This is a genomic window from Streptomyces sp. NPDC058457, from assembly GCF_042720695.1.
Lineage (GTDB): Bacteria > Actinomycetota > Actinomycetes > Streptomycetales > Streptomycetaceae > Streptomyces.
The window spans coordinates 1-17,072 of record NZ_JBHXLU010000060.1; the positions used below are offsets into that span (position 1 = coordinate 1).

Annotated in this window: 30 protein-coding genes and 1 pseudogene; all 31 read right to left on the reverse strand. The window is 66.2% G+C overall.

What is annotated here, in order from left to right:
- Nucleotides 1–120: pseudogene (locus tag ACFWPS_RS35480) on the reverse strand (DNA-directed RNA polymerase subunit alpha); the annotation flags it as partial.
- Between the two features lie 143 nt (nucleotides 121–263).
- The gene (gene rpsK, locus ACFWPS_RS35485) at nucleotides 264–668 is read right to left on the reverse strand and encodes a 30S ribosomal protein S11 (protein WP_003956432.1); all 405 of its coding nucleotides are present in this window, start codon (nucleotides 666–668) and stop codon (nucleotides 264–266) included.
- Between the two features lie 72 nt (nucleotides 669–740).
- Nucleotides 741–1,121, reverse strand: coding sequence for a 30S ribosomal protein S13 (gene rpsM, locus ACFWPS_RS35490; RefSeq protein WP_020135802.1), 381 nt, complete (start codon nucleotides 1,119–1,121; stop codon nucleotides 741–743).
- A 193-nt stretch (nucleotides 1,122–1,314) separates the two neighbouring features.
- On the reverse strand, nucleotides 1,315–1,428 hold the full coding sequence (gene rpmJ, locus ACFWPS_RS35495; RefSeq protein WP_003998809.1) for a 50S ribosomal protein L36: 114 nt from the start codon (nucleotides 1,426–1,428) through the stop codon (nucleotides 1,315–1,317).
- A 61-nt stretch (nucleotides 1,429–1,489) separates the two neighbouring features.
- Nucleotides 1,490–1,711 (reverse strand): translation initiation factor IF-1, encoded by a 222-nt coding sequence (gene infA / locus ACFWPS_RS35500; RefSeq protein WP_003948620.1) that lies wholly within the window; start codon nucleotides 1,709–1,711, stop codon nucleotides 1,490–1,492.
- A gap of 289 nt (nucleotides 1,712–2,000) precedes the next feature.
- Nucleotides 2,001–2,837, reverse strand: coding sequence for a type I methionyl aminopeptidase (map, locus tag ACFWPS_RS35505; protein ID WP_383712973.1), 837 nt, complete (start codon nucleotides 2,835–2,837; stop codon nucleotides 2,001–2,003).
- 105 nt (nucleotides 2,838–2,942) lie between these two features.
- Nucleotides 2,943–4,154, reverse strand: coding sequence for a hypothetical protein (locus ACFWPS_RS35510; protein ID WP_383712976.1), 1,212 nt, complete (start codon nucleotides 4,152–4,154; stop codon nucleotides 2,943–2,945).
- 173 nt (nucleotides 4,155–4,327) lie between these two features.
- Nucleotides 4,328–4,708: a hypothetical protein gene (locus tag ACFWPS_RS35515; RefSeq protein ID WP_383712978.1), complete on the reverse strand. Its 381-nt coding sequence runs from the start codon at nucleotides 4,706–4,708 to the stop codon at nucleotides 4,328–4,330.
- Nucleotides 4,709–4,924: 216 nt separating this feature from the next.
- Entirely contained in the window at nucleotides 4,925–5,590 is a 666-nt protein-coding gene (locus ACFWPS_RS35520) for an adenylate kinase (RefSeq protein WP_383712981.1), read from the reverse strand.
- On the reverse strand, nucleotides 5,590–6,903 hold the full coding sequence (secY, locus tag ACFWPS_RS35525; RefSeq protein WP_383712982.1) for a preprotein translocase subunit SecY: 1,314 nt from the start codon (nucleotides 6,901–6,903) through the stop codon (nucleotides 5,590–5,592). Before secY ends, ACFWPS_RS35520 begins: the two co-directional genes overlap by 1 nt.
- Before the next feature lie 188 nt (nucleotides 6,904–7,091).
- Nucleotides 7,092–7,547: a 50S ribosomal protein L15 gene (gene rplO, locus ACFWPS_RS35530; protein ID WP_030745257.1), complete on the reverse strand. Its 456-nt coding sequence runs from the start codon at nucleotides 7,545–7,547 to the stop codon at nucleotides 7,092–7,094.
- A gap of 2 nt (nucleotides 7,548–7,549) precedes the next feature.
- The gene (gene rpmD / locus ACFWPS_RS35535; protein ID WP_006140898.1) at nucleotides 7,550–7,732 is read right to left on the reverse strand and encodes a 50S ribosomal protein L30; all 183 of its coding nucleotides are present in this window, start codon (nucleotides 7,730–7,732) and stop codon (nucleotides 7,550–7,552) included.
- 2 nt (nucleotides 7,733–7,734) lie between these two features.
- Complete coding sequence (gene rpsE / locus ACFWPS_RS35540) at nucleotides 7,735–8,340, reverse strand: 30S ribosomal protein S5 (RefSeq protein ID WP_030860989.1); 606 nt, start codon at nucleotides 8,338–8,340, stop codon at nucleotides 7,735–7,737.
- A gap of 36 nt (nucleotides 8,341–8,376) precedes the next feature.
- Nucleotides 8,377–8,760, reverse strand: a complete 384-nt coding sequence (gene rplR, locus ACFWPS_RS35545) for a 50S ribosomal protein L18 (RefSeq protein ID WP_089099426.1) — start codon at nucleotides 8,758–8,760, stop codon at nucleotides 8,377–8,379.
- Nucleotides 8,761–8,763: 3 nt separating this feature from the next.
- Nucleotides 8,764–9,303: a 50S ribosomal protein L6 gene (gene rplF / locus ACFWPS_RS35550; protein WP_089099427.1), complete on the reverse strand. Its 540-nt coding sequence runs from the start codon at nucleotides 9,301–9,303 to the stop codon at nucleotides 8,764–8,766.
- Nucleotides 9,304–9,327: 24 nt separating this feature from the next.
- Nucleotides 9,328–9,726, reverse strand: a complete 399-nt coding sequence (gene rpsH / locus ACFWPS_RS35555) for a 30S ribosomal protein S8 (protein WP_089099428.1) — start codon at nucleotides 9,724–9,726, stop codon at nucleotides 9,328–9,330.
- A 214-nt stretch (nucleotides 9,727–9,940) separates the two neighbouring features.
- Nucleotides 9,941–10,126 carry a type Z 30S ribosomal protein S14 gene (locus tag ACFWPS_RS35560; protein WP_003948630.1) on the reverse strand — a complete coding sequence of 62 codons (186 nt, stop codon included), beginning with the start codon at nucleotides 10,124–10,126 and terminating at the stop codon, nucleotides 9,941–9,943.
- Nucleotides 10,127–10,131: 5 nt separating this feature from the next.
- On the reverse strand, nucleotides 10,132–10,689 hold the full coding sequence (gene rplE, locus ACFWPS_RS35565; RefSeq protein ID WP_089099429.1) for a 50S ribosomal protein L5: 558 nt from the start codon (nucleotides 10,687–10,689) through the stop codon (nucleotides 10,132–10,134).
- Nucleotides 10,689–11,012, reverse strand: a complete 324-nt coding sequence (rplX, locus tag ACFWPS_RS35570; RefSeq protein ID WP_030967306.1) for a 50S ribosomal protein L24 — start codon at nucleotides 11,010–11,012, stop codon at nucleotides 10,689–10,691. Before rplX ends, rplE begins: the two co-directional genes overlap by 1 nt.
- Before the next feature lie 2 nt (nucleotides 11,013–11,014).
- On the reverse strand, nucleotides 11,015–11,383 hold the full coding sequence (rplN, locus tag ACFWPS_RS35575; RefSeq protein ID WP_003992364.1) for a 50S ribosomal protein L14: 369 nt from the start codon (nucleotides 11,381–11,383) through the stop codon (nucleotides 11,015–11,017).
- A gap of 130 nt (nucleotides 11,384–11,513) precedes the next feature.
- Nucleotides 11,514–11,801 carry a 30S ribosomal protein S17 gene (rpsQ, locus tag ACFWPS_RS35580; RefSeq protein WP_383712985.1) on the reverse strand — a complete coding sequence of 96 codons (288 nt, stop codon included), beginning with the start codon at nucleotides 11,799–11,801 and terminating at the stop codon, nucleotides 11,514–11,516.
- Complete coding sequence (gene rpmC, locus ACFWPS_RS35585) at nucleotides 11,801–12,025, reverse strand: 50S ribosomal protein L29 (RefSeq protein ID WP_030174543.1); 225 nt, start codon at nucleotides 12,023–12,025, stop codon at nucleotides 11,801–11,803. The genes rpsQ and rpmC overlap by 1 nt, the downstream gene beginning before the upstream one ends.
- Nucleotides 12,025–12,444, reverse strand: a complete 420-nt coding sequence (gene rplP / locus ACFWPS_RS35590) for a 50S ribosomal protein L16 (protein ID WP_189268842.1) — start codon at nucleotides 12,442–12,444, stop codon at nucleotides 12,025–12,027. The genes rpmC and rplP overlap by 1 nt, the downstream gene beginning before the upstream one ends.
- Before the next feature lie 5 nt (nucleotides 12,445–12,449).
- A complete protein-coding gene (gene rpsC, locus ACFWPS_RS35595) occupies nucleotides 12,450–13,277 on the reverse strand; it encodes a 30S ribosomal protein S3 (protein WP_383712988.1) in 828 nt (275 codons plus the stop codon).
- Entirely contained in the window at nucleotides 13,277–13,624 is a 348-nt protein-coding gene (gene rplV, locus ACFWPS_RS35600) for a 50S ribosomal protein L22 (RefSeq protein ID WP_003974262.1), read from the reverse strand. The genes rpsC and rplV overlap by 1 nt, the downstream gene beginning before the upstream one ends.
- Before the next feature lie 44 nt (nucleotides 13,625–13,668).
- The gene (rpsS, locus tag ACFWPS_RS35605) at nucleotides 13,669–13,950 is read right to left on the reverse strand and encodes a 30S ribosomal protein S19 (RefSeq protein ID WP_003948639.1); all 282 of its coding nucleotides are present in this window, start codon (nucleotides 13,948–13,950) and stop codon (nucleotides 13,669–13,671) included.
- 12 nt (nucleotides 13,951–13,962) lie between these two features.
- Nucleotides 13,963–14,799, reverse strand: coding sequence for a 50S ribosomal protein L2 (rplB, locus tag ACFWPS_RS35610; protein ID WP_351709186.1), 837 nt, complete (start codon nucleotides 14,797–14,799; stop codon nucleotides 13,963–13,965).
- A 38-nt stretch (nucleotides 14,800–14,837) separates the two neighbouring features.
- A complete protein-coding gene (gene rplW / locus ACFWPS_RS35615; RefSeq protein ID WP_383712990.1) occupies nucleotides 14,838–15,257 on the reverse strand; it encodes a 50S ribosomal protein L23 in 420 nt (139 codons plus the stop codon).
- Nucleotides 15,257–15,913 carry a 50S ribosomal protein L4 gene (rplD, locus tag ACFWPS_RS35620; protein WP_089099434.1) on the reverse strand — a complete coding sequence of 219 codons (657 nt, stop codon included), beginning with the start codon at nucleotides 15,911–15,913 and terminating at the stop codon, nucleotides 15,257–15,259. The genes rplW and rplD overlap by 1 nt, the downstream gene beginning before the upstream one ends.
- An 8-nt stretch (nucleotides 15,914–15,921) precedes the next feature.
- A complete protein-coding gene (gene rplC / locus ACFWPS_RS35625; RefSeq protein ID WP_055622540.1) occupies nucleotides 15,922–16,566 on the reverse strand; it encodes a 50S ribosomal protein L3 in 645 nt (214 codons plus the stop codon).
- 17 nt (nucleotides 16,567–16,583) lie between these two features.
- On the reverse strand, nucleotides 16,584–16,892 hold the full coding sequence (rpsJ, locus tag ACFWPS_RS35630; protein ID WP_003948644.1) for a 30S ribosomal protein S10: 309 nt from the start codon (nucleotides 16,890–16,892) through the stop codon (nucleotides 16,584–16,586).
- Between the last annotated feature and the right edge of the window lie 180 nt (nucleotides 16,893–17,072).

Sequence of the window (17,072 nt, forward strand, 5' to 3'; positions counted from 1 at the left end):
ACGGCGAAGGGAGTTGCCGAGGGTGTAGCCGAAGCCCGGCTCCAGCGGCTCGATCACGAACCGGGAACGGAACTCGTCGACGACCTCTTCGGTCAACGAGGGGCGCTGAGCGATCAGCATGTGTGGATCAGATCCTTCTTTCGTGGACGCCCACTATTTGACGTCCGACGGGACCGTGCCCGTGAAGGGCCCGGGTACTGCAAGGGTACGGGCGGCACGGCCCTTACGGAGCCGTACCGCCCGAGCAGCCCTGCGAAGCGAGGTCAGACGCGACGACGCTTCGGCGGACGGCAGCCGTTGTGCGGGGTCGGGGTGACGTCCTGGATGGAGCCGACCTCGAGGCCCGTGGCCTGCAGGGAGCGGATCGCGGTCTCACGACCGGAACCCGGGCCCTTCACGAACACGTCGACCTTGCGCATGCCGTGCTCCTGGGCGCGGCGGGCAGCCGACTCGGCAGCCATCTGCGCGGCGAACGGCGTGGACTTCCGGGAGCCCTTGAAGCCGACGTGGCCGGCGGAGGCCCAGGAGATCACGTTGCCGGACGGGTCCGTGATGGAGACGATCGTGTTGTTGAACGTGCTCTTGATGTGCGCGTGGCCGTGAGCGACGTTCTTCTTTTCCTTGCGGCGCACCTTCTTGGCAGCGCCCTGACGACCCTTGGGGGGCATCTAGTAACTCCTACGGGGGGAGGTGGTCGGTCCTACAGCGAAGACCGCTGATGAAGCGTTGTCCGCTGCGGACTACTTCTTGCCCGGCTTCTTCTTGCCGGCGATGGCGCGACGCGGGCCCTTGCGGGTGCGGGCGTTGGTGCTGGTGCGCTGACCGCGGACGGGCAGACCGCGACGGTGACGGAGACCCTGGTAGCAGCCGATCTCGACCTTGCGGCGGATGTCGGCCTGGATCTCGCGACGGAGGTCACCCTCGGTCTTGATGTTGTTGTCGACGTACTCGCGGATGGCGACCAGCTGCTCTTCGCTCAGGTCGCGGACGCGGGTGTTCGGGTCGATGCCGGTCTCGGCCAGCGTCTGCTGCGAGAGTGTCCGGCCGATGCCGAACACGTAGGTGAGCGCGACCTCCACGCGCTTTTCGCGCGGGATGTCAACACCGGAAACGCGTGCCATTCAATGGCTCCTGGTGATCTTCGGAGGTCTTCCGCAGAACCGGTCCCCAGCCGCCGTACCAGGTACGAACTGGGTCCCCGGCCTCCGAACCGGGGGTGTCAGGCACCTTCGGCGCCTGGCTCCTGCGTATGAACATGTTCAGCTCGCGTCGCGCGAATCTCTGCGATGTCGATGCAGAGGGATTGGTCCTGCGTCAGCCCTGGCGCTGCTTGTGGCGCGGGTTCTCGCAAATGACCATGACCCGACCGTGACGGCGGATCACCCTGCACTTGTCGCAGATCTTCTTGACGCTCGGCTTGACCTTCATGGGATTGAGGTTCTCCGGGTCAGTTGCCGGCGGCCCCGCTCACGCGGGACGTGGGCAAGATCTACTTGTATCGGTAGACGATCCGGCCACGCGTCAGGTCGTACGGAGACAACTCCACCACGACCCGGTCGTCAGGGAGGATGCGGATGTAGTGCATACGCATCTTGCCGCTGATGTGTGCCAGGACCTGGTGGCCGTTCTGGAGCTCGACCTTGAACATGGCGTTCGGAAGAGACTCGACGACAGTGCCCTCGATCTCGATGGCACCTTGCTTCTTGGCCACGCTTCGCCCTTCGAATCGACTACCTTGATCGACTCCCACGCTTCCCTTACGGGTGCATGCGGACATGCGGGTGCACGAGAGCCGACGAGTCAGTCTACGTCAGCGCACCCGGAAAGACGAATCGGGAAAGCCTGCCCCAGATGGCAGATCATTAAGCACGCAGCATTTCGGCGCCCGTCTGAAGCGCCCCGCCTGAAGCGCCCCGATAGGGGCGCGGGGCTGTATACATTTGCGGCTCCGCCGCGCGGGCGCGACCAGCCCCCACCGGGGCCGCAGCTTCGAACGGTGCTCAGCCCAGCGGATCCGGCGCAGCCGTGATCCCGAGCTCGGCCAGCTTGGCCTTACCCCCGTCGGGAGACGTCAGCACCAGCGGACCCTCCTCGGTCAGCGCAACACTGTGCTCCCAGTGCGACGACCACGTACCGTCCGTGGTGATCACGGTCCAGTCGTCCGACAGGACCTCCGTGCGGGGCGTCCCCAGCGACACCATCGGCTCGATGGCCAGGCAGAACCCGGGCACCAGCTTCGGCCCCTTGCCCCGCCGCCGGTCGACGTAGTTCAGCAGGTGCGGGTCCATGTGCATCTCGGTGCCGATGCCGTGGCCGCCGTAGTCCTCGATGATCCCGTACTTGCCACCGCCGGGCTTCGGCTGACGGCGGATGTACGTCTCGATCGACCGGGAGACGTCGACCAGCCGGTTGCCCTGCTTCATCGCCGCGATGCCGGCCCACATCGACTCCTCGGTCACCCGGGAGAGCTCGATCAGCTCCGGGGAGTGACCGGAGCCCACGAAGGCGGTGTAGGCCGCGTCGCCGTGCCAGCCGTCGATGATCGCGCCGCAGTCGATGGAGATGATGTCGCCGTCCTTGAGAACGACATCCTCGGAAGGGATGCCGTGGACGACCACGTCGTTGACGGACGTGCAGATGGTCGCGGGGAAGCCGCCGTAGCCGAGGAAGTTCGGCTTGGCGTTGTGCTCCGCGAGCACCTTGCGCGCGACCTGGTCCAGATCCTTGGTCGTGGCCCCGGGCACCGCTGCCTCACGCGTCGCCGCGTGAATGGCGGCGACGACCAGCCCCGCCTCACGCATCTTGGCGATCTGTTCGGGGGTCTTGATCTGCACCATCAGCTCTGCTTTCTCAAGGGTGCGGGTCCGGTTTTGTACACCGCAACAGTACGGCCCCCCGGCGGCAGGGCAACACGCGGTCGCACCGATCGCGGCCGCACCCCCTCAGCGCCGGGTGAGCAGCGGGGTCCAGCGGCCTTCGTCCTGCAGATTCGCCGTCCGGAAGCCGGAGAGCGGAGTGGTCTTGCCGTCCAGGCCGACCAGGAGCAGCCGGTTGCGGAACTCACCCTTGCCGGGGCTGCACTGCCCGGGATCGCACCGCCAGGCGATGAGGTGGCTGTTGTCGGCCCAGGCGAGCAGCTGCTGGCCGGGGACCACCGTGGCCCGCTCGCCGGTCTTCGCCTTGCGGATCTCGGAGACGATGTCGTCGCCCTCCCCCACGAAGGCGCCGGTCACCAGGGTTCCGTCCGGGGACCGGATCCCCTCCGGGCCGGACGCAGGTGCCTCCTCGTCCGGGGCGGGCTTCCGCTTGCCGGTCAGGTCATAGTAGATCCTGCCCGCGCTGTTGCCGCCGGCCTCCCATACCAGCTCCCCGTCCCGGCTCCAGGAGAAGTCCTGACGTCCGCCGACGGGGGCCGCGCTCTTCTCGGCCGGCCGCTCGGCGAAGTCCGCCCTGCCGGAGGCGACGTCGATCACGTAGAAGCCGGTGCGGCTCTGCTTCGACCCCGGCACGGTCTCGCCGTTCAGGCGGTAGGGCGCGTCCTTGAACAGACCGTCCGGGTTGAGGCGGTACGCCGTCGCCAGCAGGCGTTTGCCGTCCGGTGAGAACCGCACACTGCCGACACTCCTGTCGACCTTGATCCAGCGCTGCACCTTGCCCGTGGCCAGGTTCAGCAGCCCTATCCGGCCGACGGGCAGATCGCGCTCGAGCACCGCCGCGGTCCGCGTCCCGGGGGCGACGTCCAGCCAGGCCCAGTCGGTCTTCCGGTACCGCCCGGTGGCCGTGTCGAGCAGGCTCCACTCGTAGGTGCCGATCGCGTTCCCGTCCGGCTGTCTCACGAGCTTCGCCGTGTAGTACGCCGAGACGGCGACCCCTCCCGCCGCGATCAGCTCCCGGGGCGGCGACTGGTCCGGGTGCGCGGCCACACCCGTGGCATCCGGCACCCTCGCGGGCTGCCCGTGCGTATCACCGCCGCGCAGGGCGAGCGGCACCGCTGTTCCGGCGGCGACGACCAGCGCGACGGCGACCGTCACCACCAGGCGTCGAGCCTTGCGACGGCGTGGCAGCGGTTGTGGCCGTTCGGCCGGTGCCGCGGCCGGTCGCGCCGCCGGAGAGGACGTTTCGAACGCCGCGCGGGCATGCGGGTCGGGGGCCATGCTCGTACCTCCACAGGAACGACGACTGGGACGGGAATCTGGCCGGTTGGTGTGAAAGAGGACGACGAAGGGGCTGCTCCCGCAACGCCGGAGCAGCCCCTCTGCAGTCGATCTCAGCCCACGAGCAGGTGAAGCATCAAGGCGCATGGGTCGAGAGCGAGCTCATCCGCGATTTACTCGTTGAACCAGTCCGGCGACCAGACGGAAGCTCCGCCCCCGTTCCACCAGACCTCCATCTTGTAGACGGAGAGCTGGCCGATGTTCTCGCCCTTCTTGTCGCAGCCGGAGTCGCCGCCGTCGTCGAGCGTCCAGAGCCGCGACGTGATGCCGGCGGAGTTCCGGACCCACAGAGCACCGGTCACCCCGTACCCGTCGGCCTTGGTGTCACAGACCGAGAAGACATCGCCGTCGTCGTGGAAGTGCATGTAGCCACGGCCCGACGGAAGGTTGATCTGCTTGTCGCTGTCGGCCTGCGCCGAAGCACTCAGCCCGACCACCAGGGCGGCGGACGCGCCGACCACCATGGCTGCGCGGGCCAGCTTCGAGTTGATCACTGTTCCCCCAACTAGGTTATGCGTCACCGGTGTTACCGGTGAGGTCGATGTGAACACTATGTGTCACGCATGCTGCATGTCCACATCAATTAAGAGTTGGGCATGAATATGACAAGGAAGCACGCGATCCGCTTGACGACCTCATCCGCCGGGATACACGCACAAACACCACGGCCGCGGCGCCCCTGAGGGCACCGCGGCCGGTCGGACCACGATCTACTTGTTCTCGGCCTTTTCGCCCTTGAGCGCCTCGAGCGCCCGCTGCGTGATCTCGTCCACCGGGCCCAGGGAGGAGATCGTCACGACCAGACCCTGAGCCTTGTAGTAGTCGATGATGGGCTCGGTCTGCGTGTGGTAGACCTCCAGCCGCGTCCGGACGGTGTCCTCGGAGTCGTCGTCGCGCTGGTACAGCTCACCGCCACAGACGTCACAAACGCCCTCGACCTTCGGCGGGGTGTACGTCACGTGGAAGACGTGGGACGAGTCGTTGCGGCAGATGCGGCGGCCCGCGATCCGCTTGACGACCTCGTCCTCGGAGACCTCCAGGTCAAGCACGGCGTCCAGCTTGATCTTCTCGACCGTCAGCAGTTCGTCGAGCGCCTCGGCCTGCGAGACGTTGCGCGGGAAACCGTCCAGCAGGAAGCCGTTCACGGCGTCCTCCTGCTCCATGCGGTCCTTGGCCATGGCGATGGTGACCTCGTCGGGGACGAGGTTGCCGGCGTCCATGTAGGACTTCGCGAGTTTCCCGAGCTCCGTCTTCTGGCTGATGTTGGCGCGGAACAGGTCGCCCGTGGAGATGTGCGGGATCTGCAGCTCCTTGGCAAGGCGAACGGCTTGCGTTCCCTTACCGGCGCCAGGCGGCCCGACGAGGACGATTCGCATCAGCGGAGGAACCCTTCGTAATTGCGCTGCTGGAGCTGGCTCTCGATCTGCTTCACCGTTTCCAGACCCACACCCACGATGATCAGGATGCTGGTACCACCGAACGGGAAGTTGTTCGAGGCGTTGAACCCGACCAACGCCATTGTCGGCACGAGAGCGATCAGACCCAGATACAGCGAACCCGGCCAGGTGATCCGGTTGAGCACGTACGACAGGTACTCAGCGGTCGGTCGGCCAGCCCGGATGCCCGGGATGAAGCCACCATACTTCTTCATGTTGTCGGCTACTTCTTCGGGGTTGAAGGAGATGGCGACGTAGAAGAACGCGAAGAACACGATCAGCAAAAAGTACATGCTGATGTAAAGCGGGTGGGTGCCCTTGGTCAGGTTGGCCTCGATCCAGGTCTTCCAGCTCGAGTTCCCGCCCGCGAACTGGGCGACCAGTGCCGGGATGTAGAGCAGCGACGACGCGAAAATGACCGGGATCACACCCGCCTGGTTGACCTTCAGCGGGATGTACGTAGACGTACCGCCATAGGACCGGCGGCCGATCATGCGCTTCGCGTACTGCACCGGAATGCGGCGCTGGGCCTGCTCGACGAAGACCACCAGCGCGACCATGATCAGACCCACCGCGATGACCGAGCCGAACTCGATCCAGCCGTCGGCCAGGGTGCCCTGCTTCTTGATGGTCCACAGGTTCGACGGGAAGGTCGCGGCGATCGAGATGAACATCAGGATCGACATGCCGTTGCCGATACCGCGGTCGGTGATCAGCTCGCCGAGCCACATGACGACGGCCGTACCGGCGGTCATGCAGATGACCATGGTGATCGTGGTGAAGATCGCCTGGTCCGGGACGATGCTGGAAGCGACCGTGCAGCCGGAGAACAGGGCGCCGCTGCGGGCGGTGGCCACCAGGCCGGTGCCCTGCAGGATGGCGAGCGCCACCGTCAGGTAACGGGTGTACTGCGTGATCTTCGCCGTGCCCGCCTGGCCCTCCTTCTTCAGGGCTTCCAGGCGCGGGATGACCACGGTCAGCAGCTGAAGGATGATGCTGGCCGTGATGTACGGCATGATGCCCAGCGCGAAGATCGTGATCTGGAGCAGCGCGCCGCCGCTGAACATGTTGACGAGACCGAAGAGGCCCTGGTTGCCGGACGCCTCACTGACACACGTCTGGACGGCCTTGTAGTTGACGCCGGGGATCGGGATGTGGGTACCGACCCGGTACACCACGATGATGCCGAGCGTGAAGAGCAGCTTCTTGCGCAGGTCGGGCGTCCTGAACGCCCGGGCGAACGCGGTGAGCACGGTGCCTCCTGCGACCCCCGCGCAACTGCGTCAAGGGTGACGGTCTTGAGGTTCGACGAATGGGAAAAAGAACAGTGCTGGCCACCTTACCGGCCGCACTGCCCCCCTAGGAACGACCAACCGGGGATACCCCATTGTGAGGTATCCCCGGTCGGGAGTTGCTTACGTCATCGAGACGTCCGAAATGATCAGACGAGCTCGGTGACGGTGCCGCCGGCGGCGGTGATCTTCTCCTTGGCGGAGCCGGAGACGGCGTCGACCGTCACCTGCAGCGCCACGGAGACCTCACCCTGGCCGAGGACCTTGACGAGGCTGTTCTTGCGAACGGCACCCTTGGCGACGAGACCCTCGACGGTGACCTCGCCACCCTCCGGGTACAGCGCGGCCAGCTTGTCGAGGTTCACGACCTGGTACTCGGTCTTGAACGGGTTCTTGAAGCCCTTCAGCTTCGGAAGACGCATGTGGAGGGGCATCTGGCCACCCTCGAAGCGCTCCGGAACCTGGTAACGGGCCTTCGTACCCTTGGTACCACGACCGGCCGTCTTACCCTTCGACGCCTCACCACGACCGACACGGGTCTTGGCGGTCTTGGCGCCGGGGGCCGGACGGAGGTTGTGGATCTTGAGCGGGTTCTGCTCCGCCATGATCAGTCGACCTCCTCGACCGACACGAGGTGGCGGACGGTGTGCACCATGCCGCGGAACTCGGGGCGGTCCTCCTTGACGACCTGCGTGTTGATGCCCTTGAGACCAAGGGAACGCAGGGTGTCACGGTGGTTCTGCTTGCTGCCGATGTAGGACTTGACCTGCGTGATCTTGAGCTGCGCCATGATCACACACCCGCCCCGGCACGCGCACGGAGCAGGGCCGCAGGGGCGACGTCCTCGAGCGGCAGACCACGGCGGGCCGCGATCTCCTCGGGACGCTGCAGGCCCTTCAGGGCCGCCACGGTCGCGTGCACGATGTTGATCGCGTTGTCGGAGCCGAGCGACTTCGACAGCACGTCGTGGATACCGGCGCACTCCAGGACGGCACGCACGGGACCACCGGCGATAACACCGGTACCCGGCGAAGCCGGCTTGAGGAGAACGACGCCGGCAGCCTTCTCACCCTGGATCGGGTGCGGGATGGTGCCCTGGATACGGGGGACCTTGAAGAAGTGCTTCTTGGCCTCCTCAACACCCTTGGCGATGGCGGCCGGCACCTCCTTGGCCTTGCCGTAACCGACACCCACGGTGCCGTCACCGTCGCCCACCACGACCAGCGCGGTGAAGCTGAAGCGACGACCACCCTTCACAACCTTGGCGACGCGGTTGATCGCGACGACGCGCTCAACGTACGCGGTCTTCTCGGCGGCAGCAGCGCCGCCGTCACGGCCCTTCCGGTCCCGCCGCTCGCCGCCACCGGCACCGCCACCGCGGCGCTGGGGTCCAGCCATTGGATTACCTCTCTCTTTCCGCTAGCTACAAGCGGCTCAGAACTTGAGCCCGGCCTCGCGGGCGGCGTCCGCCAGGGCGGCGATGCGCCCGGCGTACTGGTTACCACCACGGTCGAACACCACGGCCTCGACACCGGCGGCCTTGGCACGCTCGGCGACCAGGGCGCCGACCTGCTTGGCCTGCGCGGACTTGTCACCCTCGCCACCACGGACCGAGGTGTCCAGCGTGGACGCCGACGCCAGGGTGTGACCCTTGATGTCGTCGATCACCTGGGCCACGATGTGGCGGTTCGAGCGGGTAACGACCAGACGGGGACGCTCCGCCGTACCGGAAATGTTCTTACGGATCCGGATGTGACGGCGCTTGATCGCGGCGCGCTTGTAGGCGTCGCCCTTGAGGATCTTCTGTCCGTATGCCATGGCTTACTTACCCGCCTTTCCGACCTTGCGGCGGATGACTTCGCCCTCGTACTTGACGCCCTTGGCCTTGTACGGGTCGGGCTTGCGCAGCTTGCGGATGTTGGCCGCGACCTCGCCGACCTTCTGCTTGTCGATGCCCTCGACCGAGAAACGGGTCGGAGCCTCGACCTTGAAGGTGATGCCCTCGGGGGCCTCGACCAGGATCGGGTGGCTGTAACCGAGCGCGAACTCGAGGTTCGAGCCCTTGGCGGTCACGCGGTAACCGACACCGCTGATCTCGAGCTTCTTCACGTAACCCTGGGTCACGCCGGTGATCATGTTCGCCACCAGCGTGCGGGACAGGCCGTGCAGGGCCTTGCTCTGACGCTCGTCGTTGGGGCGGGTCACCGCGAGAGTGCCGTCCTCGCCCTTGGCGATGTCGATCGGAGCCACGATGGTGTGGGTCAGCTCGCCCTTGGGGCCCTTGACCTGCACCGTGCGGCCGTCGATGGTGACGTCCACGCCGGCGGGAACCGCGATGGGGAGCTTGCCGATACGCGACATAGCTGTTTCCTCCGTTCCCTTCTGCTACCAGACGTAGGCGAGGACTTCCCCGCCTACGCCCTTCTTGCCGGCCTGCTTGTCGGTGAGGAGCCCGTGCGACGTGGAGATGATCGCCACGCCGAGGCCGCCCAGCACCTTGGGCAGGGAGGTGGACTTCGCGTACACCCGGAGACCGGGCTTGGAGATCCGCTTGATGCCCGCGATGGAGCGCTCACGGTTGGGACCGAACTTCAGGTCCAGGACGAGGTTCTTGCCGACCTCGGCGTCCTCGACCTTCCAGCCCGTGATGAAGCCCTCCTGCTGGAGGATCTCCGCGATGTGAGACTTGATCTTGGACGCCGGCATCGTCACGGAATCGTGGTACGCCGAGTTCGCGTTCCGCAGACGCGTCAGCATGTCTGCGATCGGATCAGTCATGGTCATGAATTGGCCTGTGGCCTCTCTCGCCGGGGTTTCCTGGTGCCCATCCCTCTCCTCGATCCGAGACGAGGCGGGTGCGGTGCGGTGGACCTACGGCGTAGTAAGTCGTAAAGGCGACCGTCAGGCGCCCAACCCTCCAAGCCTAAGCCATGAAAGGGTGGGCGCCTGACACGCCCATTGCTTACCGAGAGCCTCTGGAATCCCTAAAAAGCAGGGATTACCAGGAGCTCTTGGTCACGCCCGGCAGCTCGCCACGGTGAGCCATCTCACGAAGGCACACGCGGCACAGGCCGAACTTGCGGTACACGGAGTGCGGACGGCCGCAGCGCTGGCAGCGCGTGTAGCCACGCACACCGAACTTGGGCTTGCGAGCAGCCTTGGCAATCAGAGCCTTCTTCGCCATCTCGCTCACGCCTCCTTGAACGGGAAGCCGAGGTGACGAAGGAGCGCGCGGCCCTCAGCGTCGTTGGTCGCCGTGGTCACCACGGTGATGTCCATACCCCGGGTACGGTCGATCTTGTCCTGGTCGATCTCGTGGAACATGACCTGCTCCGTGAGACCGAAGGTGTAGTTGCCACGGCCGTCGAACTGCTTGGGGGACAGACCACGGAAGTCGCGGATGCGCGGGAGCGCGAGCGACAGGGTGCGGTCCAGGAACTCCCACATGCGGTCGCCACGGAGCGTGACGTGGGCACCGATCGGCTGGCCCTCACGCAGCTTGAACTGCGCGATGGACTTGCGGGCCTTGGTGACGGCCGGCTTCTGACCGGTGATGGTGGTCAGGTCGCGGATCGCACCGTCGATCAGCTTCGAGTCACGGGCGGCGTCGCCGACACCCATGTTGACCACGATCTTGACGAGGCCGGGGATCTGCATGACGTTCTCGTACTTGAACTCGTCACGCAGCTTGCCCGCGATCTCCTCGCGGTACTTCAGCTTCAGACGCGGAGCAGTGGTGGTAGCCATCAGATGTCCTCACCCGTCCGCTTGGCAACGCGGATCTTGTTGCCTTCGTCGTCGAAGCGGTAACCGACACGCGTGACGACCTTGTTGCCGTCCTTCTCAACGACCAGCTGGACGTTGGAGACGTGGACGGGCGCCTCGGTCGTGACGATGCCGCCGGCCTGCGAACCGCGAGCGGTCGGACCGGCCTTGGTGTGCTTCTTGACCCGGTTGACACCCTCGACCAGGACGCGGTCCTCGCGGGGGTAGGCCGCGATGACCTTGCCCTGCTTGCCCTTGTCCTTACCGGTGATGACCTGGACCAGGTCGCCCTTCTTGATCTTCATGCTTACAGCACCTCCGGAGCCAGCGAGATGATCTTCATGAACTTCTTCTCGCGCAGCTCACGGCCGACCGGGCCGAAGATACGGGTGCCACGAGGGTCGCCGTCGTTCTTGAGAATGACAGCGGCGTTCTCGTCGAAGCGGATGTACGAGCCGTCCGGACGGCGGCGCTCCTTGACGGTGCGAACGATGACCGCCTTGATGACGTCACCCTTCTTCACGTTGCCGCCGGGGATCGCGTCCTTGACGGTGGCGACGATGACGTCACCGATGCCCGCGTAGCGGCGACCGGAGCCACCGAGCACACGGATGCAAAGGATTTCCTTCGCACCAGTGTTGTCGGCGACGCGCAGTCGCGACTCCTGCTGGATCACGTCTATCTCCTGTTTGTCTGCCGGTTCCCGGCAGGGGTCCTGTTACGGAACCCCTGCCGAGCCTGGCGGAACTGTCCTGCGAGGGATGCCCCGCAGGAACGTACTTTTGGAATTCCCTTGCGGGAATTACCTACTTGGCCTTCTCGAGGATCTCGACGACGCGCCAGCGCTTCGACGCGGACAGCGGCCGGGTCTCCATGAGGAGGACGCGGTCGCCGACACCCGCGGCGTTCTGCTCGTCGTGCGCCTTGAGCTTGTTCGTACGGCGGATGACCTTGCCGTACAGCGCGTGCTTGACGCGGTCCTCGACGGCGACGACGACGGTCTTGTCCATCTTGTCGCTGACGACGAGACCCTCACGGGTCTTGCGGAAGCTGCCGCGCGCCTCAGTGTTCTCAGTCACGTTGCTCTCGCTCATCAGGCGCTCTCCACCGTCTCGATGCCCAGCTCGCGCTCACGCATCAGGGTGTAGATCCGCGCGATGTCCTTACGGACGGCCTTGAGCCGACCGTGGTTCTCGAGCTGACCCGTCGCCGCCTGGAAGCGGAGGTTGAACAGCTCTTCCTTGGCCTCGCGGAGCTTACCCAGAAGCTCCTCGTTGCCCAGCTCGCGCAGCTCGGACGCCTTGGTACCGGCCGACATCACGCTTCACCTGCCTCGCGCTTGACGATCCGGCACTTCATCGGCAGCTTGTGGGCTGCGCGAGTCAGGGCCTCACGGGCGATCTTCTCGTTGGGGTAGGACAGCTCGAACATGACCCGGCCCGGGTGCACGTTCGCGATCCACCACTCCGGAGAACCCTTACCGGAACCCATGCGGGTCTCGGCAGGCTTCTTCGTCAGCGGGCGGTCCGGGTAGATGTTGATCCAGACCTTGCCGCCACGCTTGATGTGGCGGGTCATCGCGATACGGGCCGCCTCGATCTGGCGGTTGGTCACGTACGCCGGCGTGAGGGCCTGGATGCCGTACTCGCCGAACGCGACCGTGGTACCGCCCTTGGCCTCACCGCGACGCCTCGGGTGGTGCTGCTTGCGGTGCTTGACCCTACGGGGGATCAGCATGTCGGTCAGGCCTCCGTTCCGGTGCTCTCAGCCGGAGCAGCGGCGGGAGCCTCGGCCTTGGGGGCTTCGGCGCCGGCAGCCTGCTGCGGCTTGCGACCGCGCCGCTCGCCACCGCGGCCACCACGGGCCGGGCGGTCGGCAGCGCCGCCACCACGGGCCGGGCGGTTGCCGGCGCGGGCTGCGGCGTTCTCGGCGCGGACCTCGGCGATGTTCTTGACGTCGCCCTTGTAGATCCAGACCTTCACACCGATACGGCCGAAGGTCGTCTTGGCCTCGAAGAAGCCGTAGTCCACGTTCGCGCGGAGCGTGTGCAGGGGCACACGGCCCTCGCGGTAGAACTCCGAGCGGGACATCTCGGCGCCGCCGAGGCGGCCACCGCACTGGATCTTGATGCCCTTGGCGCCGGCCTTCATGGCGGACTGCATGCTCTTACGCATGGCCCGACGGAAGGAGACGCGGGAGGAGAGCTGCTCGGCGACGGCCTGGGCCACCAGCTGAGCGTCCGTCTCCGGGTTCTTGACCTCGAGGATGTTCAGCTGGACCTGCTTGCCGGTCAGCTTCTCCAGGTCACCGCGGATGCGGTCGGCCTCGGCGCCGCGGCGGCCGATGACGATGCCCGGACGCGCGGTGTGGATGTCCACGCGGACACGGTCACGGGTGCGCTCGATCTCGACCTTCGAGATACCGGCGCGCTCCATGCCGGACGTCATCATCCGACGGATGGCGACGTCTTCCTTGACGTAGTCCTTGTACAGCTTGTCGGCGTACCACCGGGACTTGAAGTCCGTGGTGATGCCGAGCCGGAACCCATGCGGGTTAACCTTCTGGCCCATTACCGGGTTCCTTCCTTGCTGCTGACGACCACGGTGATGTGGCTGGTCCGCTTGCGGATCCGGTAGGCACGGCCCTGGGCGCGCGGCCGGAACCGCTTCAGGGTCGGGCCCTCGTCGACGTACGCCTCGGAGATGAAGAGGCTGTCGGCGTCGGTGTGGTCGTAGTTGTGCGCGGCGTTGGCGATGGCGCTGTCGAGCACCTTGCCGACCGGCACGGAGGCTGCCTGCGGAGCGAATCGCAGAACAGCCTGAGCCTCCGTGGCGTCCATGCCACGGATAAGGTCCACCACGCGGCGGGCCTTCATGGGCGTAACGCGGATGTACCGCGCCTGGGCCCTGGCTTCCATGGTTGTCCCTCTCAGTTACTTACGTGTCTGAATGCGATCCGCTGTTAGCGGCGCTTCGACTTCCGGTCGTCCTTGACGTGGCCCCGGAAGGTGCGGGTCGGCGAGAACTCGCCGAGCTTGTGGCCGACCATCGACTCGGTGACGAACACCGGGATGTGGGTCTTGCCGTTGTGCACCGCGATCGTGTGGCCGAGCATGGCCGGGACGATCATCGAGCGACGGGACCAGGTCTTGATGACGTTCTTGGTGCCGGCTTCGTTCTGGACATCCACCTTCTTGATCAGGTGGTCGTCTACGAAGGGCCCCTTCTTCAAGCTACGAGGCATCTCAACCAGTCCTTAACGCTTCTTGTTCGTCTTGCGGCGGCGGACGATGTACTTGTTCGACGCCTTCTTGGGCGAACGAGTACGACCTTCCTTCTTGCCCCACGGGGAGACGGGGTGACGGCCACCGGACGTCCGGCCCTCACCACCACCGTGCGGGTGGTCGACCGGGTTCATGACGACACCACGGACGGTCGGGCGAACGCCCAGCCACCGCTTGCGGCCGGCCTTGCCCCAGTTGATGTTCGACTGCTCGGCGTTGCCGACCTCACCGACGGTGGCGCGGCAGCGCGCGTCCACCATGCGGATCTCGCCGGACGGCATACGGAGGGTCGCCATGGCGCCCTCACGGGCGAGCAGCTGCACCGAGGCACCCGCGGAGCGGGCGAACTTGGCGCCACCGCCGGGACGGAGCTCGATCGCGTGGATCGTGGTACCGACCGGGATGTTGCGGAGGGCCAGGTTGTTGCCCGGCTTGATGTCGGCCCCGGGACCGTTCTCCACGGTGTCGCCCTGCCGCAGGTTGCGCGGGGCGAGGATGTAGCGCTTCTCGCCGTCCGCGTAGTGCAGCAGCGCGATGCGCGCGGTGCGGTTGGGGTCGTACTCGATGTGCGCGACCTTCGCCGGCACGCCGTCCTTGTCGTGACGACGGAAGTCGATCACTCGGAAGGCGCGCTTGTGTCCGCCACCCTGGTGGCGAACGGTCACACGACCGGCGTTGTTACGGCCGCCCTTGCTGTGCAGCGGGCGGACCAGCGACTTCTCCGGCGTGGACCGCGTGACCTCGACGAAGTCGGCGACGCTGGCGCCACGACGGCCCGGCGTAGTCGGCTTGTACTTGCGGATTCCCATTTCTCAGTCCTCGTCCGATATCGGACGATCCGACCCGCTTACGCGGTCGGACCGCCGAAGATGTCGATACGGTCGCCCTCGGCGAGGGTCACGATCGCGCGCTTGGAGCCCGCGCGCTGACCGAAACCGGTCTTGGTGCGCTTGCGCTTGCCCTGGCGGTTGAGGGTGTTGACCCCGGTGACCTTGACCGAGAAGACCGCCTGGACGGCCTGCTTGATCTGGGTCTTGTTGGCGCCCGGGGCGACGACGAACGTGTACTTGTTCTCGTCCAGGAGCGCGTAGCTCTTCTCCGAGACGACCGGCTTCAGCAGCACGTCACGGGGGTCCGTGAACGACTTGCTGAGCGGGGTCTCGACAGTGTTCTTGCCCTCGGCCTCGTGGCGGCGCGCCTTGGCGACGCGCGCGGCCTTGGCGGCCTTGGCGGCCTTCGAGGCGATGCTCGGGTGACGGGTGGCCATCAGACCTCGGTCCCTTCGGTGTCGTTGGCCTTCGGGCCGGCGACGAAGGACTCGAAGGCGGCCTGGGTGAAGACCACGTCGTCCGAGACGATCACGTCGTACGTGTTCAGCTGGCCCGGCTCCAGGATGTGGACCTGGGGCAGGTTGCGGGCGGACAGCCACGCGGCCTCGTCGGCACGGTCGATGACCAGGAGCAGGTTCTTGCGCTCCGAGATCTTGCCGAACAGCGTGCGAGCGGCCTTGGTGCTGGGGGTCTCGCCCTCGATCACGCCGGTGACGACGTGGATGCGGTTGTGACGCGCCCGGTCGGTGAGGGCGTGACGCAGAGCGGCAGCCTTCATCTTCTTCGGGGTGCGCTGCGAGTAGTCACGCGGCTGCGGGCCGTGGACGACGCCACCGCCGGCGAACTGCGGCGCGCGGGTCGAGCCCTGACGGGCGCGGCCGGTGCCCTTCTGGCGGTAAGGCTTCTTGCCACCACCACGGACCTCGCCACGGGTCTTCGTCTTGTGCGTGCCCTGACGGGCGGCCGCGTTCTGCGCGACGACGACCTGGTGGATCAGCGGGATGCTGACCTTCTCCACGCCGAAGATCTCCGCGGGGAGCTCGACGCTACCGGTCTTCTCGCCGGCAGGCGAAAGGATGTCAACAGTGCTCATCGGTTACCTCAGGCCCCCTTGGCCGCGGTGCGGACCAGGACGAGGCCGCCGTTCGGACCGGGAACCGCGCCCTTGATGAGCAGCAGACCCTTCTCCGCGTCAACGGCGTGGACGGTCAGGTTCTGGGTGGTGACACGCTCGTTGCCCATGCGACCCGCCATGCGGAGGCCCTTGAACACGCGGCCCGGGGTGGCGCAGCCACCGATGGAACCGGGCGAGCGGTGCTTGCGCTGGGTGCCGTGACCGGCGCCGAGGCCCTTGAAGTTGTGACGCTTCATGACACCGGCGAAGCCCTTGCCCTTGCTCTTGCCGGTGACGTCGACCTTCACGCCGGCCTCGAAGACCTCGGCGGTGACTTCCTGACCGAGGGTGTACTCGGAGGCGTCCGCCGTACGGATCTCGACAAGGTGGCGACGGGGGGTGACGTCGGCCTTCGCGAAGTGGCCCTTGAGGGGCTTGTTCACCTTGCGCGGGTCGATCTCGCCGAAGGCGATCTGGACCGACTCGTAGCCGTCGACGTCGTTGGTACGGACCTGGGTGACGACATTCGGGCCGGCCTTGACGACGGTCACCGGGACGACCCGGTTGTTCGCGTCCCAAACCTGCGTCATGCCGAGCTTCTCGCCCAGGATGCCCTTGATCTGCTTAGCCATTCTCAGATCACCGGCCCTCAGAGCTTGATCTCGATGTCGACACCGGCCGGGAGGTCGAGTCGCATCAGAGAGTCAACGGTCTTGGGGGTCGGGTCGAGGATGTCGATCAGGCGCTTGTGGGTGCGCATCTCGAAGTGCTCGCGCGAGTCCTTGTACTTGTGCGGCGACTTGATGACGCAGTACACGTTCTTCTCAGTGGGCAGCGGCACCGGGCCCGCGACCGACGCACCAGTGCGGGTCACCGTCTCGACGATCTTCTTCGCCGAGGAGTCGATGACCTCGTGGTCGTAGGCCTTGAGCCGGATGCGGATCTTCTGTCCCGCCATGGCTACTCAGTAGTCCTGTCTTTGCACGCTCTGGAACCCGGTCACTGCTTCTCTTCTCCGACCCACGCGGTCGGGTGTGTCGCGCTCTCACCGACACAGATGCCCCTTGTTCGAGCATCCCTGCTGGGAAGCACGGCCCTTCCGGAACCGCAAGCCGGGGACGGAAGGCCCACCGGGTGC